The organism is Jeotgalibacillus malaysiensis, from assembly GCF_044789845.1.
In the GTDB taxonomy this organism is placed as follows: domain Bacteria; phylum Bacillota; class Bacilli; order Bacillales; family Jeotgalibacillaceae; genus Jeotgalibacillus; species Jeotgalibacillus malaysiensis_A.
The window spans coordinates 392,344-414,182 of sequence record NZ_CP085252.1 but is presented as its reverse complement, the minus strand read 5'-3'; the positions used below and the strand labels follow the sequence as shown (position 1 = coordinate 414,182).

Here is a 21,839-nt window from a genome sequence, read left to right as displayed (position 1 = left end):
TGAAAGAGGCACCTTTTTTATGATCAATTTTTTTGAAGGAGATTGCCATGATTGAAATTAAAGATTTATCAAAGGTATACCGGACTAAAAAGGGCAGTGTAGCCGGTGTAGATCGTGTAACACTGACGATTCATGAAGGTGACATTTTTGGAATCGTTGGATATTCCGGTGCAGGTAAAAGCTCTCTTATCCGATGTCTGAATTTACTCGAAAAACCGACTAGTGGTCAAATCGAGATCAATGGTGTAGACCTGACTAAGTTAAAAGGACCCGACCTTAGAAAAGCACGTCTGAAAATCGGCATGATTTTTCAGCACTTTCACCTGATCAGCCAGAAAACTGTTTCTGAGAATATCGCATTTGCTTTAAGAGCAGCCGGAACACCTCGTAAAAAAATCGATAAACGTGTGACTGAGCTGCTTGATATGGTGTCTTTAACAGATAAGAAAGATGTCTTTCCGGCACAATTAAGTGGAGGACAAAAGCAGCGCGTAGGAATCGCCAGAGCTCTTGCGAATAACCCTTCTGTTTTATTGTGTGATGAAGCCACTTCCGCACTGGACCCTAACACCACAGTTTCAATACTAAGATTACTGAAGAAAATCAATCGTGAACTGGATATTACAATTGTTTTAATTACGCATGAGATGAATGTTGTCAAGGAGATCTGCGACAGAATGGCAATCATGCAGGATGGACGGGTCATTGAGGAAGGAAGTGTATATGAAATTTTCTCAAATCCACACACACCTCTCGCTGAAGAATTCATCAAAAGTGTTGTGTCATTTGATGTACCAGATGCGATTCTGGATCAGTGTAAAGGCCGAATCTTAAAAGTGCTTTTTAGAGGAAACGTTGCCGGCGAAGGTGTCATCACTGATACAATTCAGCAGTTTAAAATCAAAGGTAATTTTCTACACGGCTCTATCGAATATATCCAGGAACGGCCGCTCGGCATATTTCTGATGGAGGTTCAAGGTCAGCGTAAGACGATCGACCAGGCTGTTTCATATATGGAAGAGCGCGGCGCACGGGTGGAGGTGATCAGAGATGGGCTTTGAGTTTTCACGAATGGTTGAATTGATGCCAGAAATCTGGGTTGCCTTTGGACAGACGTTATATATGATCGGCATTGCATTAGCTGTGGCAATCATTCTTGGTCTGCCGCTTGGTGTTTTACTTTTTGTGACTGACAGAGGACTATTTCTTGAAAATCGGATCGTTCAATCCAGCTTCGGTTTTGTCATTAATATGGTCAGGTCAATTCCATTTATCATTTTGCTCGTTGCACTCATCCCACTTACTAACATAATTGTCGGTTCAACCATCGGCCCGGCTGCTGCCAGCGTTTCATTATCCGTTGCCGCAATCCCCTTCTTTGCCCGGATTGTCGAATCAGCGCTGAGGGAAATTGATAAAGGTGTAATCGAAGCTGCCGTAGCAGTTGGTGCAACACCATGGATGATTATTAAGGATGTACTTTTACCAGAAGCCAAAACAAGTATTGTCCAAGGGATTACCCTGACAATTATCAGCCTTGTAGCTTACTCTGCAATGGCAGGTGTAGTCGGAGGAGGTGGCATTGGAGACCTTGCGATCAGATTTGGTTATTACAGATACGACAATACGATCATGATCGTAACTGTTGTGATACTCATTATACTTGTCCAACTCATTCAGCAAATCGGTGACTGGACCTCTAAAGCAATTGATAAAAGATAAGAAAAGGGAGAGATTTTGAAATGAAAAAGAGTTTATTATCAGTACTATTATTGACATCTGTGACTGCATTAGCAGCATGCGGAGGCGACAGCGAAGCTACAGGAGATGAAAAATCTGTCAAGTTGGGTGGTACAGCTGGCCCATACAGCGATATGCTGAATGAAGCAATTAAGCCAGGTCTTGAAGAAAAAGGGTATGAAGTTGAGATTGTTGAATTCAGCGACTATATCCAGCCTAATAATGCCCTGGATAATGGAGATATTGATGCCAATCTGTTTCAGCACACGATCTACCTTGAAAATTTTGAAGAAGAGAATGACATGGACCTCTCAGCTCTGATTATGGTTCCAACTGCTCCAATGGGCATTTACTCTAACGTGTATGATTCTATTGAAGAAGTCGAAGATGGCTCAACGATCGCAATTCCAAATGATCCAGTTAATGCAGCACGTACATTCCTCGTTCTACAGGATCATAACTTAATTACACTGGACCCTGATGCACCTGAACTGACTGTTTCTGAAAATGACATTCAGGATAACCCGAAAAACCTTGTATTCCAGCCAATTGAAGCAGGTGGATTACCTCGTGCTGTTGAAAGTGCCGATCTATCAGCTGTACCTGGAAACTTTGCTTTAGCTGCTGAAATGAACCTACTTGACGCATTGGCACTTGAAGATATGCCGGATGAGTATCGAAACGTTGTTGCAGTGTCTGCTGAAAATGAAGATTCAGCACTTGCAGAAGATTTAATTGAAATCGTTGAATCCCCTGAATTTGAAGAAACGATCGATTCAGACTTCAAAGGTTTTGGAAAGCCTGAATGGATGGAAAACCGATAGGAAGTGAGTAACGTGAATGATGTTATTGTCCGTGGTGCCCCTGCTGAATATGTGATAAAACCAAATGCACTTACAGAACTTGAAGTAAAATTGTCCGAAAGAGGCATTAATCGCATTCTTTTATTATCAGGTATTGAGTCGTGGAAAGCAGCAAACCAAGCTTTCCCGGCTCTTGAAGAAATGAATGTCCATCATGAATTCTATAACAATGAATGTACAATTGAAGAAATCAATCGTATTTCATCTCTGGCTTCAGAATTAAATGTTCAGGCGATCATCGGACTCGGTGGAGGAAAAGTGCTTGATATTACAAAAGCAGCAGCTGTAGCAGTTCATGTGAAAACTGTGCTTATTCCGACTCTGGCGTCTAACTGTGCACCGTGGACTCCAATCAGCGTCATCTATAAACATGATGGAACGATGACACATTATAATATTCACCCGGCAGGAATTGACCTGCTATTAGTAGATCCGGTTATTCTCGCAGCTGCACCCTCTCCGCTTCTTCGCGCAGGCATAGGAGATACACTCGCTAAATGGTATGAAGCAGACGTGCAGATCGGCAGAATGCAAAACCCGATGCCCGCTTTGGAAATAGCTCATTTTACTGCGAAGAAATGCGCAGACATTATGTTCGAATACGGAGAACAGGCTCTATTAGATGCAGAGAACAATGTAAGCTCTGAAGCTTTCATCCGTGTTACGGAAGCCATTATCATGCTCGGAGGGATGGTAGGAGGATTTGGAGATCAATACGGTCGGGTGGCGGGTGCACACGCGATTCATAACGGATTAACATCCGCTCCTGAATCTCATCGCGCATTACACGGTGATAAAGTTGCTTATGGTATTCTCGTTCAGCTCCTGCTCGAGGAAAAATATAATGAGATTGATCGCTTATTACCTTTTTACAAAAAGATTGGATTACCTGTATCTTTGAATGACCTTCACATTCCTGCACATAGGATTGATGAAATCGCAAAGCAGTCTACCATTTCAAAGGAAACAATCCATGTGTTAAAAAACCGTCGAATCACTGCGGAAGAAACCATTGAGGCTATAAGAAGACTGGAAACAGAATATGCTTTATAACAAATTAAGCCTGACAGTGAGTTAAGTGACTGTCAGGCTCTTTCTTATCGACTCCGAAACTGCTTCAGCAATTCCAGCCCCATTGTGACACCATGACTCATGGCAGAACCTCCACCATACGCTGCTGCGACCATCATGGTTTCGTGTATCTGCTGATCCGTGCAGTCATGACTGACACACTGATCCATGTGGTAAGCAATACTTGATTCATCGCCATCATTTACTGCAATCGCCAGTGCAATCAAGTGCTTTTGAGATTTTGAAATATCACCAGCTTCAAAAGCTTTTCCGGTAAATTGATTATACTCGTGTACTGCTGAAGGCATAAGGTCATGAATACTTTCGATTCCTCTGCGATACCGGTTTAAGATATTTTCTCCATCTATATTCATCTTCCCACTCCTTTTCAACGCTCATCTTTTATTAATGAACGTATCCAGCAGTTAGGATGACCCTTCAGGAATGATGCTATACCTTAATGAATCGAAAAGTACAGAAAGCCTGCAATCAGCAGGTTTGGCAACGCTAATAAAGCTGCCCCCTTTGTCATCTCCATACGGTCTTTACGCCCTTCTTCTGATTCTGTAGCAAGATTCGCTCTCATCTCACTGCCACTCACCATTGCACCTGAAGAAAACATCATCACGATCAGAAACAAAAATCCGAGCCCCGCTGGAATTGTATAGATTTCTCCTGCCCCCCAAATGATCCAGGACAGAATGATTCCAATTAAAGCAAGACCTGTTCCGATACCGATTGTCTTCATCTAATCACTCCTTTGTCTTGATTAAAACGCACCAGACCCTCCGCCGCCTCCACCAACTCCGCCTGCTGAACCGGTCGATGTTGATGATGAAGCAGACGTGCTTGACGCCTGCGCATTAGCAGACTCAAAGCCTGGTGAAATAGCAACTGATAATAACAGTAACGTGGCGACATCCATGCTCCCATGGTTCATAGAAGGATTGAAGCCTGCAAATTTCTTTTCAATTGGTCCTGAAATCTTTTCATCCTTCGTTCCGATTCCATACAGGTACACCCTCATTTGATCATCCTCGGTCCAATGATCAGTGTCCGGATGCTTTTTCACACGCTGCCACTCTCTATTGATCATGACGCCTTCAAGCGTTCTTGGATGATAAGCAAGTACATACGTCACAAACCCTCCGACAAGCAGCACTGCGAAAAACAGTCCTGGTAAAAGATCAAACATTGGAAACAACACAAGGAATGGCAGTAATACTGCAGCTGCAGCCATCACGATTTTACGATGAGTGCTGATATCCTTATTGAACTGCGCAGCTTCCACTTCCTCTTTAATGGCTGCATGCCATTTCGCCTCATAGTCCTGATATATCTTCTGATTGGATTCTTTTTTAGCAAACGCTTCTACCTGCTCAACAGTGAAGGTTTCTCCATTTCCAATCGTGTCAAACAGCCATTCCACTAAAATGCGCTCATGATCCAGCAGTCCATTTTTGTTCACGATCCGGAATTCACGTTCTGTTTCCTGTAGGACATGACCTTTCCTCACAAGCTCTAAAAGGGCTGCATTAACGGCCTGCCCTGTCATCATATGATAGTAGTTAAAAGAAATCGTCCCCATAAGAGACAGAATTTCACGCGGAGGCCCGTCTGGCGAAAGCTTTTCATCTGCTTCACGCTTCACTCTGCGCGCTCTGATCCATGCTTTGATGCAAAGTACAGCTAACAAAATCGCTTCAAGCACCAGAATGACAATCCCTATATTCATAATCCATCCACGCGTTTCAGCAAATGCTGCAGCTTCTTCTTTCTGTGTTTCAAGGGCTGTCATCAGCTCAGAACGGATTTCCCCGGTACCTTCTGCTGCAAATACTCCTGCATTCCACGCCGCTCTTACATCTCCATTTTCACCTTCTGAAACATGTCCAAGATCAAAGGTTACGATCCCCGACGTATCAGTGTCAGCGGCACCTTCAGCTTCATCGTAGCCGAGCGCCAGCACATCATCTGTTGGTGCTGGAGGTGTTAGAGTAATCACCATATTTTCATAATCCGACTCATTTTCCTCACTGAAAAACGGCCAGAAAAACTCACCCATATCTTCATAGACCCTTACGCCATTTTCAATCACATAAGTCAGCGTTATCGTAACGGTTTCATCTTCACCACCACGGTAAATGCGGTAAAAGTTATCATCTGCTTCTACATTTAGAGACTCTCTATCTTCAAAAGCCTGCACGTCAGTAATTGCCTGCTGGTCATTCTTAGATATCAGCGAGCGGGTAATGCCATTAAATTCTCCGTCAAATTCGTAAGTATGATTTTCAGTCACAAAGACATCGCCGGATTCCTGAACCTCAGCATCTATCACAGATCGCTCAATTGAAAAGTCCACTGCAAGAGCCTGTCCCGGAAGAAGAAAAAGTACCCCAAGCAGCACCGTCATTGTAATTTTAAGACCGTTCATTTTCGTCACCTCTTACATAAGTTACGTGCTTCATGGTGAAAAGGTTTCAATTTTCTGTCATCTGCACTGATCAATCCGCTCCAGCACAGTCAGGTAAAATGCCGCTTTGTGGGGAACAAACGACTGTATTCCAACTGATTGATCTATTTTTATTTTGTCACCACCTAGTATCTTAAATCCTTCAACCCTCACCTCATCACATTCTCCTCTGCAAAGGCTTCGGAATGATTCAATATCCGTACGGACCATACCGGACACTTCTTCATCCTCAAGGTCAAAGTCATCTTCATTAAATATCCCTTTTAAAAGAAACGTATGGGCAAATTCCTTATCAATAAAACCCGCTCTCTCAGCTACGCATTCAATCACACCAAGCGGCTGCAGCTGTTCAAAAGGAACCTGGATGCCAATCTCCTCCTGCATTTCCCGGACACCATCACGGACCGTTTCTTCTGACAGCAGATGACCGGCTGCAGTGATATCTAGTAGCCCCGGATAATCTTTTTTATCCTCACTGCGCAGTTGGAAATATAGCGAATTACCGTCCAAAATCCAGCAGTGAAAGGTCTCGTGCCAATAACCTTTTTCATGTACCTCTGATCTCATTTTTTCACCTATGTATTGATGCTTCTCATTAAAGATTTTTAATCGTTCTGATTCCATGGGGCCTCCTCAGTTTTTTCAACTACGCGCCATTTTTCATATATGACAGGTTCAGTTGATATTGTTGCAAGCGCAAACCATTTGAACGCTTCAATCACTAGTGGTGAAGCATTGTCTTCATTCGCCTCATTTTCTGTTAACCAATAAGTGCCAAGCGAGTCCTGTCCATCGAACTGATCCGGCTCCTCAATCTCACCATCAGCCTTGTTCACCTGATAAAACACAGCTGTGTGATGCACGTGTGAGTATTCACGCCACACCCATGGAAGCTGGAAGTCTACCATGCCAATCAGGGTTTTACCGAGCACTTCCAGCCCTGTTTCTTCTGTAAATTCCCGGTTGAGTGTTTCAGAGTGACTCCCACCCTTCTCTGGGCTTCCGCCAGGCAGATCATATCTGTTTTTATATGGACCACGACTTTTCTTAATCACGAGCAGTTTGTGATCTTTTCTGTAGAGGCCATACACACCGAAGGCCCTGTGCCAGGATTTATTCACGCCACACACGCTCCACATTTTTCTTATTCCTATCAAACACATATACATCCGGGTTGCTGAGTCTCTGCCATTCACCAAAGCCAAACCCGGCATCATATTTACTTAAAAAATGGGACATGATGCCACCGTGAGTAACAATTAGCGTAATGCCTTCCTTTTCACTTGCCGCCTCTACCACTTCAGCTATTCTCCCTTCAGCTTCTTTCGCTGATTCTCCGCCTTCAAAAACAAGCTCCATATTGATAAACGATTGTTCAAGCTTATCAAGCCAGTCCGGCAGATTTTCAGTGCTCAGCACTCTTTCTGAAAGGTTCTGATTAATATGTATGTCTAACTCTTTACGCTCTGCCAGGGGCTTGATTGATTCAATCGCTCTCTTAAAAGGGCTTGAAATGATACGCTTCACTTCTATACCGTTAAAAAAGCGGGCTAATGCTTCGGCCTGCTTTGTTCCTTCATCTGTTAAAGCAGCTTCAGCTTCCTGCCCTTCTGCCTGACAGTGTCTGATTAAATACACGTTAGACATAATTTCACTCCTCGTTGAAGAATTGCTTTTAGTATACAGCATTTTTTTCCAACTTTTAAACTGTCCTCTTTACTTCCTCTATTGGATCCTTCACACTGATTGGGACATATGTCCTTTTGACAACTGTGACAAAGTTATACAGTTGAGCTGACAGAAAGGTGGGGAAAAAATGAAGGGTGTACTATTTGCGCTGGCAGGCGGATTTTTTCTGACCTTTCAGAGCGTGGCGAATGCAACGATCAGTGATCAGATTGGAACGTGGCAGGCTGCTGCCATGACGCAGCTGACAGGATTTGTACTCGCAATCCTCATTGTAATAGCATTAAGAGACCGTTCCTATAAGGACCTCGGGCAGGTGCCTAAGCTTTATGCTTCCGGTGGTGCACTTGCTGCGATTGTGTTATTCAGTAATATTACCGCTGTCCATCTGATGGGTGTCACGCTCACAATCGGTATTTTCCTGATTGCACAGCTTATGGCAGCGATTATCATTGATAAGTTCGGCTGGTTTGACATGATCAAAAAGAATATCAGCAGAACCCAGATCATTGGGGTAGTACTCATGATTCTTGGTGTTATTGTGCTGAAGATCTAGGAGGCATGATGAAAAAGAAGCTGCATGATTATCTTAAAACCTATCAGCTTGATGAGCTTTTCACCGAAAAAGTCTGCGATGCAATGAAGCTTGAGACCTATCCAGCCGGACAGCGGTTGTTTTCACAGGGTGAACAGTCAGACAGGATGCACCTTCTAGTAGACGGCAAACTGAAGGTCTCGATGCTGACACCTGAAGGAAAACGGCTCATTCTCGCATTCAAAACACCGCTAGATATCGTTGGTGATATTGAGTATGTACGGGATTGTCCGCTGATTAATACGGTTGAGAGCGTGATGGAAACAACCGTGATTGAAATTCCTTATTCAGTCCTTAAAAAGGAAATGGCTCAGCATGCCCCATGGCTGCAATTCCTGCTCGATACAGTAACGAAAAAGTTTGAAATGAAGACACATACGATGAATTTTAATTTACTGTATGCAGTCGATGTCCGCCTTGCGAGCTATCTTCTTTCAATGACACCTGTGCAGCCCGTCATCACTTCTGCATCACTGATTGATATTGCAGATCTGATCGGCACGAGCTACAGGCATTTGAACAGAGTGCTTCAGCAGTTTCAGCAGGACGGCTGGATCATGAAAAAACGGGGTTCAATTGAAATTATAAATCACCATGCGCTCCTTGAACTCGCTGGTGAAAATATTTATGAAAAGGAGGCATTCTAATGGTCATCGGCATTTTACTTGCACTACTCGGCGGAACACTGGTCTGCCTTCAAAATACATTCAATGCAAATGTGAAAAAGCAGGTCAGCGTCTGGTCAACAACGATGCTTGTACTTGCACTCGGGTTCCTCGCTTCATTCTCAGCGGGACTCGCATTTGAAGGGACTGCCTTATTCCGTTTTGATGCAGACTTATGGTTCTGGTTCAGCGGCGTGGTCGGGGTAGGTGTTGTAGCCTGTGTCACACAGGGCGTTCAATCGCTTGGACCAAGCCGCGCGATCTCACTCGTGATGGTTTCACAGATCTTTTTCGGACTCGCCTGGGATTCACTCGGATGGTTTGGACTTGAACAGGTACCGTTTACATTTCAATCGTTTTTAGGTGTGCTGATAATTTCAGCCGGCGTCCTGCTGTTCCAGCTTGGACCGGCACTTGAAGAAAAGGCGCGCGGACGAAAGCAATCAACTGCATCGAGACGTACGGTGAAGGTGAATGGGTAGAGGGTGTGGAAGATAGGCACTTAATTGGATCAGCGCGTGGGATATATGGTTCAGCGCTCAGATTAATCGCTACACCTCTTCTGTTAATTGCTTCAGACTGAATGCTAGTCGTGGTAATTGGATCATGGATGAGAATAATTGACTCAACTCCTGAATCGATTGAATCATCTCTCTGGAGAATTGAACGCGTCGGTCTTGACCAATACAAACAATGTTCTCCTGCACAACACTCAACATCCTGAGCGTACCGGACCTTTTGATCGGTACGCTTTTTAGTTCAATCAGGATTTTTTACGTATATTTTTTCTGAATTGATAAGCTGACACACCGACAAACGCCAGCAGCCCGGTGAGAAACAACCCGCTAAATGAAATACCAGTGTTATCATTGATTCCTTTCACCAGATATTCATGTTCTTTATATGCTTTTACATATAGATCCTCAGAGATTTCCACTGCAATTGCTTCAGAAGGATCTGTCCCTTCAATTGAAAAATATTTTGTGCCTTCTCTGTAGGCATTAGAGAAGTTACCGGGGAGCTGATCCATATCAGAAAAAGCAGTTACTTTACCAATTTCCTCTTCAATTCGTTCAACCTCTTCATCAGTGACCTGATAAACGTAGCCTTCCCACACAACAAACGAATAAGCCCATGATGTTGCATAGATATCTTGCGGTAAAGAAAAGAACAAAACCATGATGCCCGCTATAAAAGTGACAGATTTACGCTTCATCACAATCATTCCTTTATTCAATTAGACGCTCAGTCATTGATCTGGTTTCTGAGTTGAAGTGGTAAATAAACCGTTACTCGCTCTCCATCCGGTTCAGGATGATAAGTCTCTATGATATAGTCTTTGTTCATTCTGATATGCCCTTTGGAAATTATCCAATCATTTAACTGCTGATGAACCTCTCTGATCCTGTCCATTTTTCCTGTTCCAACTGCATAACGTCCTGAAACCTCAATCAAGGTAAACCCATCTGGAACTGAAGAAGGTCTCTCTCCTGTTAAGACCCCTACGTGAAATATTCCTTCAGGTTTAGTATCATCATATGGCTCATATATGCCAGCCTCTATTCCCGTATGAATAGGAATTTCACTTATTTTCCCGAGGAACTTAGAAGCCAGAGAAGGTACTTCATGACCAAAATCCTTAAAAAGACTTTTTCCTGTCAGCCCGATTAGATGAAAAGTTGCATTTTCTATTTTCGCGTTCATTTGACTCCTCCTTTCTGTACCTTGACTTATTCTTGCAGAACCTCTAAAAACCCTTTTTATCCCAAACAAAAAAGCCGGGGCTTCCCGACTTTTCTCTGCGATCTATATCTTCTTTTTAAAAGCCTTCACCACAATCCCATCATCAGCGGGCACGAAATCATACTCAGGCATCCGCTCAAAACCATACTTACCCTGATAAAGAGCAATCGCGCCATCCATGAAGGAGCCTGTATGCAGGCCAATCGCATCGTACCCTTTTGCCTTTGCACGACTGATGCACTCATCAATCAGCGCTGAAGCAATCCCTTGTCCGCGTGCATTGCGATCAACAGCAAGCACTCTGATTTCAGGATAATCCATCTCGTCCACATAGCCTTCATACGCATCTGTTTTGGCAGGGAATAAAGCTACACTGCCCAGGATGACGTCATTTACTTCCGCCACAATTAAATCAACATTTTCCTGCTGATCCGCGTCAGATGAAATCGCCTTTTTCAGCGCTTCCCAATGTTCAGCCGGCACTTTTTCTGTATGATCCTCATAAGCTTTTACACGCTGTTCACGAATAAATGAAAGCTCTTCTTTTCTTGCGTCGCGAATGATCATCCTCTCACCCCTCAAACCGGAGAAACTTATCTGACTTCCCAAGCTTCTCTCTATCATGCGGCTCATTCCATACTGTCAGATCTGGTCCTTTTGGTAAAATACGCGTTTCTGACTGATCAGGGTTTATCGTGATAGATACATGATAATGCTCCTTGATCGCATCAAACTCAGTCGTATCCCCAAACCCTTCTGTCTGGTATAGATCGCGCGCATAACCCCATAGGTTCGGGAATTCACGCAGCAGATTGCGGTTCGTGTTAAAGCCGTTATAGTAAGCTGCATCAAAACGGGCAAGCGTCGTATATAACCTCACATCGGAATCTGTGATAAAATCCCCATGCAGAAAACGGCGGTCAGCGAGACGTTCCTCAAGGGCATCCAGACGCTCGAACAGCGTATCAAATGCCGCTTCATACGCTTCCTGGGATTGAGCAAATCCACATTTATACACACCGTTATTTACTTCATGAAAAATCACTTCATTCAATTCATCTATCTCATTACGCAGATGGTCAGGATACAGGTTCGGCGCATTTTCTTTATGGAATGGACGCCAGACTGTTTCAAAGTAATTTGTCATTTTAAAGTAGTCGTTGTTAACGGCTTTTTTCGTCTGCAGATCGACCATGACAGGGACTGTCGGGCGTCCGTCATAATCCGGCTCCGCCTTAAAGTACACGTCGCTCACGTATTCAATCCCAAGAACCGGATCCTGATTATTTTCATCCAGTGTAAACGCCCAGTCCACACGGCCAATCCTCGGACGGAGCGGACTTGCTTTCCCAACACTGATTGCATCTTCAAGTCCAAGCACACTGCGCACGATTACCTGTCGATGCGCCCATGGACAGGCAGCCGACCAAAGCAATCTGTATCGCCCGCTTTCAACCGGCAGATCACCCTCTCCACTGCCAAACGGTGTAACAAAACGGTTTACCTGTCTTTTAAATGAACCATCCTTGCTGATCTCAGCAGGCTTCTTTGACATCAAAATCCCTCTTCCCTTTTCAGAAATTTCAGACCTGTCACTGTTATCTCATTTCCGAGTAAAACAATCAAGAATGAGGGACTAGGGGATGCGTTTTAACTTTTTACAGTGCGAAAAATCCCCATCTGTATCAGGCTTCAAAAACCGTGACGCTCATAAAATTGTGCAGCTTCTTTTGTATCAGTAAACAGCACAATCAGATCAAATGAATCCGCAGCCGCGACGATAATCTGATGAAGGAGCATTGTACCAATACCGTTTCTTCTTTCTGCCCGCTTCACATAGAAACGTCTGAGTCTGCCGATATGAGAATCACCACAAAGAAATCCCTGACTATTAAGTCCCCCAATCGCAATCACTTCATTAAACGGGTCCATGACGTACCATAAACCCTCTCCCTCCAGCAAAAAGCGATTCGTACCATCTTTATAATCATTTTCAAGCCTGCTTAAAAAGCGAAATCCATCTGAGACACTCTCTTCTCTGAGCATGCTTATATCAGGTAAATCCTTTTCCGGATCTACTTTATGTATCGTAAATTTACTCATCATCATTTCCCGCACGCCACACAGCGCCGATCCTGATCAGCATCACTATACATTCTCAGCTCCTTTTCCACTCCGCAGATGGTACAAGCTTCAAAATAGATCTGCGGAATCACACCTGCATCAGCTTCCGGGACCCACTCAGTTTCATAGCGTTTCTTCGTCATACCGTAATCAATCAATACAAGTCTGCCAGCTTTATTGATGCCAAAGTTTCCGCTATCCTTCAGATCAAAACTGTCAAACTCGCGGTCAAGTAAGCTAATAATCTTTTTATGTGAATGTGTCAGCCGTTCATCATCTTCCGGCAGATCATACGTCTGAGCATCCTGCAGTTCAAGCGGCTCTGCAAATCGCTGTACTGCATATTCCTTATGTACCTCTGTTACCTCTGCAAAATATTCATCATAACCAAGACGCTTCATTTCCTCATAAATAAGCAACTCCTGCCTGGACTGCTCATATCCAATTGCATGCAGATGAACTTTAATCACTTTATCCCCGGCACGATACACTTTTCTTGTAGACCCTATACCAAGAAAATTCTGTTCAGTACAATAAGTTTTCCAATTCTCCACACTGCTTTACCCCCAAATACGCCTTGCCGCTTCTAAATCATTCATCGAAATAGGCATTTTCTGAAGAGGAGGTGGACAGGATTTATTATGCTCTGCTACTTTTTTATTCATTTTCGCCATTTCTTTTTTCTGCGCCGCAGGCTCAAGTGTCTCCAAATCACCCAATCTGTCACTGATCTCATGCTGCAGCTTCAGCCAGTGAGGTTTGTACCCTGCATCCTTTGCGATCTTCTGGAAATGCTGAAATGTATCTCCCGAAAAATATTCTTTCGGTATCTTTTCACCGGACCCTTTTAAATTATCCATGCCGCCTGTTTTGGAATAATCCTTTAAAATATCACCGATCAGATCATTTTTAGGCGGCTGCTCAAAATCGCTCATTCAAAACACCCCTTTGTTTTCCTTTTTTTAGCATAGCACATAGAGGGTAAGTAATCTGATTATTCACTGATTTTCCATATTTCAAAGGGAATAAATCATGACAAAATGAAGTACAGCAGTCTCTTCTGAGTGATTGATATAAGCGTGCGGCTGATCCGCATTGAATTTGATGGAATCAAAGCGCTCTAGCTGATACTCTTTTCCATCAACACGGACCACTACTTCACCCTCCATCACAGTAATATATTCTTTTACTCCCGGCTGGTGGGCCTCTGCCTCATAGATGCTGTCAGGATGTAAGTAGCCTTTGTGAGATTCAATCGACCCCTGTACCTGTGTTGTGAAAACAGGTTCAAGCTTTAAAGAGTGATTTTCACTCATGACACTGTTCCCGCTTTTTTTAAGCAGGGTAACCTCCTGATTCTCTACCATTAGGGATGAGATAGGGATACGTAAACCGTTCGCAATTTTCCAGATGATCGTGAGGGACGGGTTCGCTTCCCCGCGTTCAATTTTACCAAGTGTCAATTTACTGACACCGGTCAGATCTGCCGTTTCCTCAAGCGTGATCTCTTTTTCCTTTCTCAGTCTTCTAAGTATTTTACCAACCTGTTTTGTAAAATCTTCAGGACTCACATGCGTCATTTTTCTTCCTCCATATTTGAAATAGTGCTTGCACTCTTCAACAAAAAGTATATTATAGTATACATTATATCATTTATAGACTATGCAAAGAGGTGTTTTAATGAAAGCTCTACTGATCGGCATATGTTCTTCAATGTTCTTTGCAGTGACATTTATTTTGAATCGTTCGATGGAAGTAGGTGGCGGCAGTTGGCTGTGGAGTGCCTCTTTACGGTTTATCTTTATGGTGCCGTTTTTAATATTGATTGTATGGATGCGGGGAAATCTGCGTGATTTGTTTCGTGAAATGAAAAAACGTCCGCTCGAGTGGATCAAGTGGAGCGTGGTTGGATTTGTGTTATTTTATGCACCCCTCACATACGCAGCCGCTTATGGTCCGGGCTGGCTTGTCGCCGGCACCTGGCAATTTACGATCGTAGCTGGACTTTTACTGGCCCCTCTTTTTCTAAAGTCTGACGGGAGCAGACATACTGTGCAATTCAGGGCTTTAATCATTTCATGCATCATCCTGTCTGGTGTCATTTTGATACAGGTTCAGCAGGCTGATCAGCTCAGTGTTTCACAGTTATTGATCGGTGCACTGCCTGTCGTCATCGCAGCTTTTTGTTATCCACTTGGCAACCGGAAAATGATGGAGCTGTTCGGTGACCGTATGGATTCATTTCAGCGTATCCTCGGTATGACGCTGGCCAGTCTGCCTGTCTGGATCATCCTAAGCGGAATCGGGCTCGTACAGACAGGTCCGCCTTCACCGGGACAAGTCATACAGACGTTTATCGTTGCCGTCAGCTCAGGTATTATTGCAACTGCGCTGTTCTTTATTGCTACAAACAGTGTGCGGCATGACCAGGGCAAGCTTGCGGCGGTTGAAGCGACTCAGGCAACACAGGTGCTGTTTGTGATTGCAGGTGAAGCTATATTGTTATCGAGTCCGCTGCCATCAGGAATTGCTTCAATGGGGATTGGGTTAATTGTAGTGGGGATTGTAGTTCATACATTGAATATGAGAATGGCTGTACGCAGGATGGCTGTAGTGAAAAGTGGTTAATGGCGGATTAGGTTTTTAAATGTCGGCGTTGTTGGTTCAGGACATAACACGTGAAGTACAGGAGATTCCCTGGCATGTTCATGATATTACTTCAGTCGTTCATGAGAAAACCCACCTGGTTCAGGAGATTATTGGGGTGGTTCAGGAAATCATGCCAATATACCCACCCCTGGACCAACAAAATTCACTCAAAAACCTCTTCCGCATCACCAGGCAACTCGCGTACACGCCTGACAAAACGAAGCATCTGTCGTTCATCCTCACCTGGATATTGGAATCCTGCCTCATCAGCCACTGAACGACCCAGCACCCCAAACAGTTCAGCCGCCGCCTCTACAGCATCCCATTTATTTTCGGCATAGGTCTGCAGATAAATAGCCCAGTACTCCTCAGGCAATAATCGTTTAAAGTATTTCCCCATCTTACCCGCAGACACCTGATACTCATGCTGCCCGCCAATCCACCACTCAATCATCTGATCCAGCGCGCTCCGTATCGTGAGTTCAAACATATGGTGTGCATAAGGGAGTTCGTCACGCCAGAGTCCTTTAGCAACGTTCTGAAGGCACCACCAGAAATCATTTGTGGCACTATCAAATTCACCTTCTGAAGGCTTTTTCACAAAATAGTCCCGGTCAGTCGACTCAGGTATATCAGGTAAAATACCGTCTTTATCTAAAAGTGGAATCGTCAGCGAATCCTCCCGGTAGACCTTTTGCATAAAATCAACTGACTGAAATGACAGATCAATCCGGTTCGCATCATCAAACAGCATTAAAAAGGCATAACGTCCCGGATCGGTTTTAAGCCCCTTTCCGGCATCCAGCGCATCCGGCTGCTGCATCATGATTAACTCTCCAAAATGCTGAATCCATGACTGATCTTCTACAAAATCTGAAATATCATCCGTCACATAAACAATATCGTAGTCCTGAAAAATGTCCCGGGGTGCATGTGAATTTGTCCGCGATCCATTCATATAGACTGCTCTGATACGTCCATCTTCTTTTGCAAACCCTAAAATCAGCGACATCATTTCCTGCTCTGATCTCATTTTTGACCCTGCTTTTCCTCTAGCAGCGTAATAATCCGATCCAGTTTTTCATTTGTTTCATCTGATTGTCTGTTCTGGACTGATTTTGTAACGACCATTCTTTTAATAAATAGACTGAATGAAACAAGGAATAATGCCAGAAAACCGAACATCACAAGCTGAAAAATTATATCTCCTATACTTAGACCACTCATTTAAATTCCTCCTGATGAATTAACTAATATCAATCATGATCCTGCCCCAATATAGAGCGCTCATGACTAGAAAGACCATCCCAAACGTAATTAGGATAGACGGCAGTTTAGATCTGAAATATACCAGTCCCAAACCGATGATCAGGTGCACAATAAAAAACAGCACGATACTCATAACTGATATTCACTCCAATACTAAAATCTTATCGCCCACTGTGATCACGCCCGGCTTCCTCACAGCAGCATACATTCCAAATTTGTTACCATGCTTTTGATAAACTGTTTTTAAAACAAGCGGGTCAATGGCTGTTGATGACGGGTCGATATTAATGATGCTACAGCGCTCACATGGCTTGACAATTTCAACTTCAGCGGATCCGATCGCAAGCTTTATTCCGGCAAGGTGCTCTTCAGAAAAAGGAATATCGTCCTTCAGAGAAACAACCAGGTTTGGGCGGAACCTTCTCCAGTCGATGGTTTTCCCTGTTTCCTTTTCCAGCGCTTTTACTGATGCTTCATTAACAATCAAAAGATGTTCTTCCTCAATTGCACCCAGCGGAACGAGTGATGGTGAGTAGACTTCTTTTTTCAGAGGTTTGCCGGCAAGTATCTGGAATTCATCAAGGCAGGTATCTTCATCCCAGTAAAAAGTCCGTCCATCCGGCGCTGTGATCAAAACCCTGGGATATTGTTCCAAAGGCTCTTCTCCATCAAAAGCAGCGCTGTACCCCACCATTTTTGAATTTTGAGTTGCTGTATGATAGCGGCCTTCCTCTAAAAGCGCATGACTGCGATCTCCATAGACACCATAAGCCATCAGTTTTGTGGAATTCACCTGTTCGCCGCTCAGTGACTTAACCGGATGACGCATAATCACGCTAAGTGTACCGATTTGTTCCATCTTCGTTCCTCCTTGGAGTTAATTAACATCACCTAAATAAACGGATGACTGATCAGACTTCTGAATATACGAAACGACAGTCCGCGGGTAAATTCTGTATTGATCAAGCTCTCTGATCGGTAACCATTCAATACCGGTCTGATTTGTATCAAAGAAAATCTGACGATCGTTTTTCCCGGTAATCTCACAGTGAAAATATGATTCAACCTGGTGAACATGTGAATCAAATGCTGCAAATTCATGGTTTTTACCTATGTATTCTCTTACGTATAAAAGCTCCCCGGGTTTCACAATCAATCCCGTTTCCTCAAGACATTCCCGAATGCACGCTTCATGCATAGTCTCTCCATCCTCCTGACCGCCGCCCGGGAAAATGTAGAATGTACCTTCATCGTCTGAGTTTGTTGTTAATAAGATTGAATCCTCTTTGATAATAATTGCTTTAGATGAGTGTCTCATTTATTTCCCCCTTACCTCATATCTATTAACTTTTCAGGAAATCAAAACCATTATTTCTACCAATATGTTACCATGATAAGGAGCACAACCTTTACAATCATCAAATAAAATATGAAAGGAGCAATGTTTTGTTTTCTAAAAAAGTGCTGATCCCTATCATGACATTATTTATTCTTCTATCAGCTTTTCTGTACCACCAATATCGTGAACAGAAAAATGAGACCGAGCTCCAGTTATTTATCTCCATAGACTATTACATAGAACACCTGGACGGTTTTTTATCCTATCAGGAAACCCTGATTGAAAACGGATTTTCAGAAGGTGATGCGAGTGAATATGACGCGAGAAAACAAGCGCTGAAGCTTCACGGAGAGGGGACAGTTGTTTACCTTGGTTATAATGACAAAGCAATTGATACATTGCGGGAATTCCCGGAAAACCTTGCTGAAGTCATTGATCAATTTCAATCAGCAGAAACAGCTGATGAAAGGCGTACTCACTATGAGGAAGCCAGAGAAGCACGAAACGAGCTGTGGCATCATCGAACAGACCTGCAGGATTACCTTCATCAAAAAATATTCCCTTAAAAAAGCATTCGCCTCCTTTAGACGAATGCTTTTTTATCTGCTCCGAAGCCCCTGCACAGCCACAAGCATCACAAATGAAATCCCAACCATACTTGCAACCCATAGCCAGGCCATCTGCATATTTCCTGATTCAATCGCCAGGTAGATTGCTGTTGAGGCGGTCTGTGTCCGGCCTGGAATATTGCCGGCAAACATGAGGGTTGCACCGAATTCTCCGAGCGCCCGTGCGAAACTTAGGATGAATCCTGCAATAATTGCTTTCCAGGCAAGCGGAATAGAGATTTTAGTGAGGAGCTTCCACTCTCCGGCTCCATCCACACGCCCTGCATGCTCAATCTCTTTATCAATCGATTCAAAGCCGGTTTTGGCCGACTGATACATCAGTGGAAAAGCAACAACAACGGCAGCAATTACTGCTGCCCACCAGGTGAAAATAAGCGGCTGCCGGAACACCCATTCAATCACCTGACCTGCTGGACTGTTTCTCCCAAAAATCACAATTAACAAAAATCCTACGACAGTAGGCGGTAACACAAGTGGTAATAAAAACAGTGTTTCCACAACGGCTTTTCCTCTGAAACGGCGAACTGCCATCATTCTCCCTGCAGCGAGCCCAAATACCAGGACAATCAGACTCGCAACCGTTGCAACTTCGATGGATAATCTGAGCGGCGACCAAAAATCAACTGGCATATGCTAGTTCAACCTTTTAAAACCGAGCTCTTCAAAAATGGCCATCGCATCATCACTTTGCAAATACTCAAGAAACGTTTCGGCCTCTTCCTGATAGTCAGCACCCTCTATGATTCCAGCAGGATACACAATTGGTGAATGCCACTCTTCTTCAGCGACTGCAGCGATTTTCAACTGATCACCTGCAATTGCATCAGAATTGTACACCACCCCGGCTTCTACATTACCTGATTCAACATATGTTAAGACCTGACGGACATCCTTTGCAAAAACAATCTGCTCCTGCACATCCACCCATATACCAAGTTCCTCGAAAACTTCCTGGCTGTAAGCCCCAGCCGGAACAGTCTCAGGTGTCCCGATTGATAAGCTTTCAACCTCTGCTACATCTTCAAAAGTAGCAACTTCAAAGTCGTCACGCGGCACAACAAGCACGAGCTCATTTCCTATTAACCTGACACTCTCTGACTCACTGATCGAACCGTCTTCAACCAGCTCATCAAAATGATTTTCAGCTGCGGAAATAAACAGATCCACAGGTGCACCCTGGGAGATCTGCTGCTTCAGACTGCCTGAACCACCATAGTTAAATGTCACTTCAATCCCTGTCTCCTCTTCAAACTGCACCTCAATTTCCCCAAGCGCATCCTGAAGGCTCGCGGCAGCAGACACCGTCAGCTCCCTGCTCTCACTTTCCTCCTGCGTACCAGTACAACCACTCACAACAACCAGCGTACCCAAACCCAAAAATAATTTTCTCATCATGAGTCTTCCTTCCAAAAAATAAGTTGCATTAAGTATAGCAGAATTGTGAATGACGGGGTCAGATCCCAGCCTTCGTTCATCCCAAAAGAAAAAACCCTTCCATAAAAGTTGAAAGGATTTTGAACAGTGCTCAGTCTGCAAGCGTACAGGCAGATTCGCTGTATGAGATTGAGGGCATGTAGACAATATTCGCTTTACGGGTAATCACCAGTTTGCATCTTGCTTCGAACTGACGCACAAGCTCAATCATATTTAACACTTCTTTTGCTGAATGATGAATATGACGTGCATATTTTTTTAGAAATTTTTCTGACTGGAAACTAACGTGGGCAGTGAGATAAATTAAATAGGATGCCTTACATCCCTGAATAATGATATGTGAAGTTAATGTTGAGATTTTGCGTTCTTCTTTGATGCTGAGTCCATAACCGCGGTAAACAGAGGTGTTGAGAAGTGAGATCATTGTAGAAGTCCATAACTCGAGTAACTCTTTTGAAGGATAAAATCGAAAGTCTTTTTCAGGTGGGCATTCTTCCAGAATCTTTTCCACTGACAGCGGCACCGCAGAAACTTGTGGATGAACCTTCTGATCAATTCTCATATCATTTTCCTTTCATTCTATATTCAACACTATTTTACATCTTTTAGCATATACAATAAACTGTATAACTATTGATTTAATCAATTTGTAATCATTGTAATAATTTGTATTTCAATCTCCATTCCATTGCCTTACTTTCCAGATCTTTTACGAATTGATCTTTACCGTTTATATATGCTTCCATATCATCATGGTGGGCTTTAGACAGCTTTTGTTTCAGCTTTCCGTATGCCTCAGCTTCTTCCTGATGCGCTCTGAGGTAGTCCCGGACTGCAACATGCCGGTAGATTTCCTCCTGACTGGACAGATCGTACATATGAACGTGGTGCGTCCGCTTTTCTTTCCCCTTTCTGAAGTAGCGCCTTCCCGGAAGTCCGTATTCTCCTAACGCTTCATAACCCAGTTTTTTCATTCTAAATGCCAACCGATCTGCAGCAGTAATATTTTTCAGCACGGGCATCATATCAATAATCGGCTTCGCCTGAAGTCCTGCTACAGAGGTGCTTCCAATATGATGGATGGTAATCAGCTGTTCCTTGAAAATAGAAGAGATTTTTTCCGCTTCTGCTTCAAATAACGTTGGCCAATCATGATTATATGGGGATACTCTGACTTTCATACCTGCACTCCTTTCAATTTAAATCATTTGATGAAAGCAAAAATAATAGACCCCAGTCAGGTCTATTATTTCACTTTATATTTCTCAGTCGCTTCTTTGAACCTTTGTTCCGGTGATACTGCCTCACGTGAGATCTCATCATGTATTGACGACAAAAGGAAGTACCCTTTTACGATAAACGCCGATAACAGTGCTGCAATGATCAGCAATCCATAAGGTCCAAATGCCATGACTGATAACACAATGGCAAATCCGCAGGCTAAAAAGATCAGCAAAAAACCCATTGTGATTCCCCTTCCATTTGGGTGCTCCATTCCATTTCTCTCTCTTTTCCAATTATAAAAAAGTATAACAGAGCACTGTTAATTCGGTGAGGTT

The 21,839-nt window shown here is 43.5% G+C and carries 32 protein-coding genes; 9 read left to right on the top strand and 23 right to left on the bottom strand.

From position 1 onward, the window contains the following. Window positions 1-47: 47 nt before the first annotated feature. From LG330_RS02455 to LG330_RS02440, 4 genes are read left to right on the top strand one after another with little or no spacing between them, the layout of a single operon-like run. Window positions 48-1,061 carry a methionine ABC transporter ATP-binding protein gene (locus tag LG330_RS02455; RefSeq protein WP_404407138.1) on the top strand — a complete coding sequence of 338 codons (1,014 nt, stop codon included), beginning with the start codon at window positions 48-50 and terminating at the stop codon, window positions 1,059-1,061. After that, window positions 1,051-1,722 carry a methionine ABC transporter permease gene (locus tag LG330_RS02450; RefSeq protein WP_404407137.1) on the top strand — a complete coding sequence of 224 codons (672 nt, stop codon included), beginning with the start codon at window positions 1,051-1,053 and terminating at the stop codon, window positions 1,720-1,722. The genes LG330_RS02455 and LG330_RS02450 overlap by 11 nt, the downstream gene beginning before the upstream one ends. 20 nt (window positions 1,723-1,742) lie before the next feature. Continuing rightward, a complete protein-coding gene (locus LG330_RS02445) occupies window positions 1,743-2,564 on the top strand; it encodes a MetQ/NlpA family ABC transporter substrate-binding protein (protein ID WP_404407136.1) in 822 nt (273 codons plus the stop codon). A 12-nt stretch (window positions 2,565-2,576) separates the two neighbouring features. Next, window positions 2,577-3,656: an iron-containing alcohol dehydrogenase family protein gene (locus tag LG330_RS02440; RefSeq protein WP_404407135.1), complete on the top strand. Its 1,080-nt coding sequence runs from the start codon at window positions 2,577-2,579 to the stop codon at window positions 3,654-3,656. Window positions 3,657-3,700: 44 nt separating this feature from the next. On the opposite strand, the gene LG330_RS02435 is transcribed toward LG330_RS02440, so the two are convergent. From LG330_RS02435 to LG330_RS02410, 6 genes are all read right to left on the bottom strand, one after another. Further along, window positions 3,701-4,048 (bottom strand): carboxymuconolactone decarboxylase family protein, encoded by a 348-nt coding sequence (locus tag LG330_RS02435; protein ID WP_404407134.1) that lies wholly within the window; start codon window positions 4,046-4,048, stop codon window positions 3,701-3,703. 83 nt (window positions 4,049-4,131) lie between these two features. Then, window positions 4,132-4,422 (bottom strand): DUF5316 family protein, encoded by a 291-nt coding sequence (locus tag LG330_RS02430; protein WP_404407133.1) that lies wholly within the window; start codon window positions 4,420-4,422, stop codon window positions 4,132-4,134. 21 nt (window positions 4,423-4,443) lie between these two features. Continuing rightward, complete coding sequence (locus LG330_RS02425) at window positions 4,444-6,108, bottom strand: DUF2207 domain-containing protein (protein WP_404407132.1); 1,665 nt, start codon at window positions 6,106-6,108, stop codon at window positions 4,444-4,446. Window positions 6,109-6,165: 57 nt separating this feature from the next. Further along, complete coding sequence (locus LG330_RS02420; RefSeq protein WP_404407131.1) at window positions 6,166-6,771, bottom strand: NUDIX domain-containing protein; 606 nt, start codon at window positions 6,769-6,771, stop codon at window positions 6,166-6,168. After that, window positions 6,753-7,268, bottom strand: coding sequence for an NUDIX hydrolase (locus tag LG330_RS02415; protein ID WP_404407130.1), 516 nt, complete (start codon window positions 7,266-7,268; stop codon window positions 6,753-6,755). Before LG330_RS02415 ends, LG330_RS02420 begins: the two co-directional genes overlap by 19 nt. Further along, a complete protein-coding gene (locus LG330_RS02410; RefSeq protein WP_404407129.1) occupies window positions 7,261-7,794 on the bottom strand; it encodes a histidine phosphatase family protein in 534 nt (177 codons plus the stop codon). The genes LG330_RS02415 and LG330_RS02410 overlap by 8 nt, the downstream gene beginning before the upstream one ends. 169 nt (window positions 7,795-7,963) lie before the next feature. Here LG330_RS02410 and LG330_RS02405 point away from each other — a divergent pair, with 169 nt between their 5' ends. From LG330_RS02405 to LG330_RS02395, 3 genes are read left to right on the top strand one after another with little or no spacing between them, the layout of a single operon-like run. Next, on the top strand, window positions 7,964-8,389 hold the full coding sequence (locus LG330_RS02405) for a DMT family transporter (RefSeq protein WP_404407128.1): 426 nt from the start codon (window positions 7,964-7,966) through the stop codon (window positions 8,387-8,389). 8 nt (window positions 8,390-8,397) lie between these two features. Beyond that, window positions 8,398-9,075, top strand: coding sequence for a Crp/Fnr family transcriptional regulator (locus LG330_RS02400; RefSeq protein WP_404407127.1), 678 nt, complete (start codon window positions 8,398-8,400; stop codon window positions 9,073-9,075). After that, window positions 9,075-9,575, top strand: a complete 501-nt coding sequence (locus LG330_RS02395) for a DMT family transporter (protein WP_404407126.1) — start codon at window positions 9,075-9,077, stop codon at window positions 9,573-9,575. Before LG330_RS02400 ends, LG330_RS02395 begins: the two co-directional genes overlap by 1 nt. Window positions 9,576-9,856: 281 nt before the next feature. Here the strand turns inward: LG330_RS02395 and LG330_RS02390 are convergent, their stop codons facing one another. From LG330_RS02390 to LG330_RS02355, 8 genes are all read right to left on the bottom strand, one after another. Further along, complete coding sequence (locus LG330_RS02390) at window positions 9,857-10,309, bottom strand: hypothetical protein (protein ID WP_404407125.1); 453 nt, start codon at window positions 10,307-10,309, stop codon at window positions 9,857-9,859. Window positions 10,310-10,338: 29 nt separating this feature from the next. After that, window positions 10,339-10,797 (bottom strand): GyrI-like domain-containing protein, encoded by a 459-nt coding sequence (locus tag LG330_RS02385; RefSeq protein ID WP_404407124.1) that lies wholly within the window; start codon window positions 10,795-10,797, stop codon window positions 10,339-10,341. A gap of 102 nt (window positions 10,798-10,899) precedes the next feature. After that, complete coding sequence (locus LG330_RS02380; RefSeq protein ID WP_404407123.1) at window positions 10,900-11,403, bottom strand: GNAT family N-acetyltransferase; 504 nt, start codon at window positions 11,401-11,403, stop codon at window positions 10,900-10,902. 4 nt (window positions 11,404-11,407) lie between these two features. Next, complete coding sequence (locus LG330_RS02375; protein ID WP_404407122.1) at window positions 11,408-12,391, bottom strand: glutathione S-transferase family protein; 984 nt, start codon at window positions 12,389-12,391, stop codon at window positions 11,408-11,410. A 137-nt stretch (window positions 12,392-12,528) separates the two neighbouring features. Further along, window positions 12,529-12,939, bottom strand: coding sequence for a GNAT family N-acetyltransferase (locus LG330_RS02370; RefSeq protein WP_404407121.1), 411 nt, complete (start codon window positions 12,937-12,939; stop codon window positions 12,529-12,531). Between the two features lie 2 nt (window positions 12,940-12,941). Further along, window positions 12,942-13,514 carry a protein kinase gene (locus LG330_RS02365; protein ID WP_404407120.1) on the bottom strand — a complete coding sequence of 191 codons (573 nt, stop codon included), beginning with the start codon at window positions 13,512-13,514 and terminating at the stop codon, window positions 12,942-12,944. Between the two features lie 6 nt (window positions 13,515-13,520). Beyond that, window positions 13,521-13,895, bottom strand: a complete 375-nt coding sequence (locus LG330_RS02360) for a DnaJ family domain-containing protein (protein WP_404407119.1) — start codon at window positions 13,893-13,895, stop codon at window positions 13,521-13,523. A gap of 81 nt (window positions 13,896-13,976) precedes the next feature. After that, window positions 13,977-14,540 carry a helix-turn-helix domain-containing protein gene (locus LG330_RS02355; RefSeq protein ID WP_404407118.1) on the bottom strand — a complete coding sequence of 188 codons (564 nt, stop codon included), beginning with the start codon at window positions 14,538-14,540 and terminating at the stop codon, window positions 13,977-13,979. A gap of 100 nt (window positions 14,541-14,640) precedes the next feature. Between LG330_RS02355 and LG330_RS02350 the strand changes: the two genes are divergently transcribed. Next, window positions 14,641-15,588 carry a multidrug resistance efflux transporter family protein gene (locus tag LG330_RS02350; protein WP_404407117.1) on the top strand — a complete coding sequence of 316 codons (948 nt, stop codon included), beginning with the start codon at window positions 14,641-14,643 and terminating at the stop codon, window positions 15,586-15,588. Between the two features lie 184 nt (window positions 15,589-15,772). On the opposite strand, the gene LG330_RS02345 is transcribed toward LG330_RS02350, so the two are convergent. The 4 genes from LG330_RS02345 to LG330_RS02330 form a co-directional block, all read right to left on the bottom strand. Beyond that, window positions 15,773-16,642, bottom strand: coding sequence for an aminoglycoside 6-adenylyltransferase (locus LG330_RS02345; RefSeq protein ID WP_404407116.1), 870 nt, complete (start codon window positions 16,640-16,642; stop codon window positions 15,773-15,775). After that, window positions 16,639-16,836 carry a DUF4083 domain-containing protein gene (locus tag LG330_RS02340; protein WP_404407115.1) on the bottom strand — a complete coding sequence of 66 codons (198 nt, stop codon included), beginning with the start codon at window positions 16,834-16,836 and terminating at the stop codon, window positions 16,639-16,641. Before LG330_RS02340 ends, LG330_RS02345 begins: the two co-directional genes overlap by 4 nt. A 184-nt stretch (window positions 16,837-17,020) precedes the next feature. After that, the gene (locus LG330_RS02335; protein WP_404407114.1) at window positions 17,021-17,737 is read right to left on the bottom strand and encodes an MOSC domain-containing protein; all 717 of its coding nucleotides are present in this window, start codon (window positions 17,735-17,737) and stop codon (window positions 17,021-17,023) included. 18 nt (window positions 17,738-17,755) lie between these two features. After that, a complete protein-coding gene (locus LG330_RS02330) occupies window positions 17,756-18,196 on the bottom strand; it encodes an NUDIX domain-containing protein (RefSeq protein ID WP_404407113.1) in 441 nt (146 codons plus the stop codon). 128 nt (window positions 18,197-18,324) lie between these two features. Here LG330_RS02330 and LG330_RS02325 point away from each other — a divergent pair, with 128 nt between their 5' ends. Then, the gene (locus LG330_RS02325) at window positions 18,325-18,783 is read left to right on the top strand and encodes a hypothetical protein (RefSeq protein WP_404407112.1); all 459 of its coding nucleotides are present in this window, start codon (window positions 18,325-18,327) and stop codon (window positions 18,781-18,783) included. A gap of 33 nt (window positions 18,784-18,816) precedes the next feature. Here LG330_RS02325 and modB read toward each other — a convergent pair whose 3' ends face one another. From modB to LG330_RS02300, 5 genes are all read right to left on the bottom strand, one after another. After that, window positions 18,817-19,476 carry a molybdate ABC transporter permease subunit gene (modB, locus tag LG330_RS02320; protein ID WP_404407111.1) on the bottom strand — a complete coding sequence of 220 codons (660 nt, stop codon included), beginning with the start codon at window positions 19,474-19,476 and terminating at the stop codon, window positions 18,817-18,819. A 3-nt stretch (window positions 19,477-19,479) separates the two neighbouring features. Continuing rightward, window positions 19,480-20,238 carry a molybdate ABC transporter substrate-binding protein gene (gene modA / locus LG330_RS02315; RefSeq protein WP_404407110.1) on the bottom strand — a complete coding sequence of 253 codons (759 nt, stop codon included), beginning with the start codon at window positions 20,236-20,238 and terminating at the stop codon, window positions 19,480-19,482. Between the two features lie 133 nt (window positions 20,239-20,371). Beyond that, window positions 20,372-20,842 (bottom strand): hypothetical protein, encoded by a 471-nt coding sequence (locus LG330_RS02310; protein WP_404407109.1) that lies wholly within the window; start codon window positions 20,840-20,842, stop codon window positions 20,372-20,374. A 91-nt stretch (window positions 20,843-20,933) separates the two neighbouring features. Next, window positions 20,934-21,461, bottom strand: coding sequence for a GrpB family protein (locus LG330_RS02305; RefSeq protein ID WP_404407108.1), 528 nt, complete (start codon window positions 21,459-21,461; stop codon window positions 20,934-20,936). A gap of 65 nt (window positions 21,462-21,526) precedes the next feature. Beyond that, window positions 21,527-21,745: a hypothetical protein gene (locus LG330_RS02300; RefSeq protein ID WP_404407107.1), complete on the bottom strand. Its 219-nt coding sequence runs from the start codon at window positions 21,743-21,745 to the stop codon at window positions 21,527-21,529. Between the last annotated feature and the right edge of the window lie 94 nt (window positions 21,746-21,839).

Excerpts from the sequence above, each read along its gene's own strand:
- LG330_RS02390 (WP_404407125.1), bottom strand. The coding sequence starts at position 10,309 with ATGAAGCGTAAATCTGTCACTTTTATAGCGGGCATCATGGTTTTGTTC.
- modB (WP_404407111.1), bottom strand. The coding sequence starts at position 19,476 with ATGCCAGTTGATTTTTGGTCGCCGCTCAGATTATCCATCGAAGTTGCA.
- modA (WP_404407110.1), bottom strand. The coding sequence starts at position 20,238 with ATGAGAAAATTATTTTTGGGTTTGGGTACGCTGGTTGTTGTGAGTGGT.
- LG330_RS02310 (WP_404407109.1), bottom strand. The coding sequence starts at position 20,842 with ATGAGAATTGATCAGAAGGTTCATCCACAAGTTTCTGCGGTGCCGCTG.
- LG330_RS02410 (WP_404407129.1), bottom strand. The coding sequence starts at position 7,794 with ATGTCTAACGTGTATTTAATCAGACACTGTCAGGCAGAAGGGCAGGAA.
- LG330_RS02370 (WP_404407121.1), bottom strand. The coding sequence starts at position 12,939 with ATGAGTAAATTTACGATACATAAAGTAGATCCGGAAAAGGATTTACCT.
- LG330_RS02375 (WP_404407122.1), bottom strand. The coding sequence starts at position 12,391 with ATGTCAAAGAAGCCTGCTGAGATCAGCAAGGATGGTTCATTTAAAAGA.
- LG330_RS02405 (WP_404407128.1), top strand. The coding sequence starts at position 7,964 with ATGAAGGGTGTACTATTTGCGCTGGCAGGCGGATTTTTTCTGACCTTT.
- LG330_RS02420 (WP_404407131.1), bottom strand. The coding sequence starts at position 6,771 with ATGGAATCAGAACGATTAAAAATCTTTAATGAGAAGCATCAATACATA.
- LG330_RS02400 (WP_404407127.1), top strand. The coding sequence starts at position 8,398 with ATGAAAAAGAAGCTGCATGATTATCTTAAAACCTATCAGCTTGATGAG.
- LG330_RS02425 (WP_404407132.1), bottom strand. The coding sequence starts at position 6,108 with ATGAACGGTCTTAAAATTACAATGACGGTGCTGCTTGGGGTACTTTTT.
- LG330_RS02395 (WP_404407126.1), top strand. The coding sequence starts at position 9,075 with ATGGTCATCGGCATTTTACTTGCACTACTCGGCGGAACACTGGTCTGC.
- LG330_RS02355 (WP_404407118.1), bottom strand. The coding sequence starts at position 14,540 with ATGACGCATGTGAGTCCTGAAGATTTTACAAAACAGGTTGGTAAAATA.
- LG330_RS02435 (WP_404407134.1), bottom strand. The coding sequence starts at position 4,048 with ATGAATATAGATGGAGAAAATATCTTAAACCGGTATCGCAGAGGAATC.
- LG330_RS02455 (WP_404407138.1), top strand. The coding sequence starts at position 48 with ATGATTGAAATTAAAGATTTATCAAAGGTATACCGGACTAAAAAGGGC.
- LG330_RS02345 (WP_404407116.1), bottom strand. The coding sequence starts at position 16,642 with ATGAGATCAGAGCAGGAAATGATGTCGCTGATTTTAGGGTTTGCAAAA.
- LG330_RS02305 (WP_404407108.1), bottom strand. The coding sequence starts at position 21,461 with ATGAAAGTCAGAGTATCCCCATATAATCATGATTGGCCAACGTTATTT.
- LG330_RS02385 (WP_404407124.1), bottom strand. The coding sequence starts at position 10,797 with ATGAACGCGAAAATAGAAAATGCAACTTTTCATCTAATCGGGCTGACA.
- LG330_RS02335 (WP_404407114.1), bottom strand. The coding sequence starts at position 17,737 with ATGGAACAAATCGGTACACTTAGCGTGATTATGCGTCATCCGGTTAAG.
- LG330_RS02350 (WP_404407117.1), top strand. The coding sequence starts at position 14,641 with ATGAAAGCTCTACTGATCGGCATATGTTCTTCAATGTTCTTTGCAGTG.
- LG330_RS02330 (WP_404407113.1), bottom strand. The coding sequence starts at position 18,196 with ATGAGACACTCATCTAAAGCAATTATTATCAAAGAGGATTCAATCTTA.
- LG330_RS02360 (WP_404407119.1), bottom strand. The coding sequence starts at position 13,895 with ATGAGCGATTTTGAGCAGCCGCCTAAAAATGATCTGATCGGTGATATT.
- LG330_RS02450 (WP_404407137.1), top strand. The coding sequence starts at position 1,051 with ATGGGCTTTGAGTTTTCACGAATGGTTGAATTGATGCCAGAAATCTGG.
- LG330_RS02340 (WP_404407115.1), bottom strand. The coding sequence starts at position 16,836 with ATGAGTGGTCTAAGTATAGGAGATATAATTTTTCAGCTTGTGATGTTC.
- LG330_RS02445 (WP_404407136.1), top strand. The coding sequence starts at position 1,743 with ATGAAAAAGAGTTTATTATCAGTACTATTATTGACATCTGTGACTGCA.
- LG330_RS02380 (WP_404407123.1), bottom strand. The coding sequence starts at position 11,403 with ATGATCATTCGCGACGCAAGAAAAGAAGAGCTTTCATTTATTCGTGAA.
- LG330_RS02430 (WP_404407133.1), bottom strand. The coding sequence starts at position 4,422 with ATGAAGACAATCGGTATCGGAACAGGTCTTGCTTTAATTGGAATCATT.
- LG330_RS02300 (WP_404407107.1), bottom strand. The coding sequence starts at position 21,745 with ATGGGTTTTTTGCTGATCTTTTTAGCCTGCGGATTTGCCATTGTGTTA.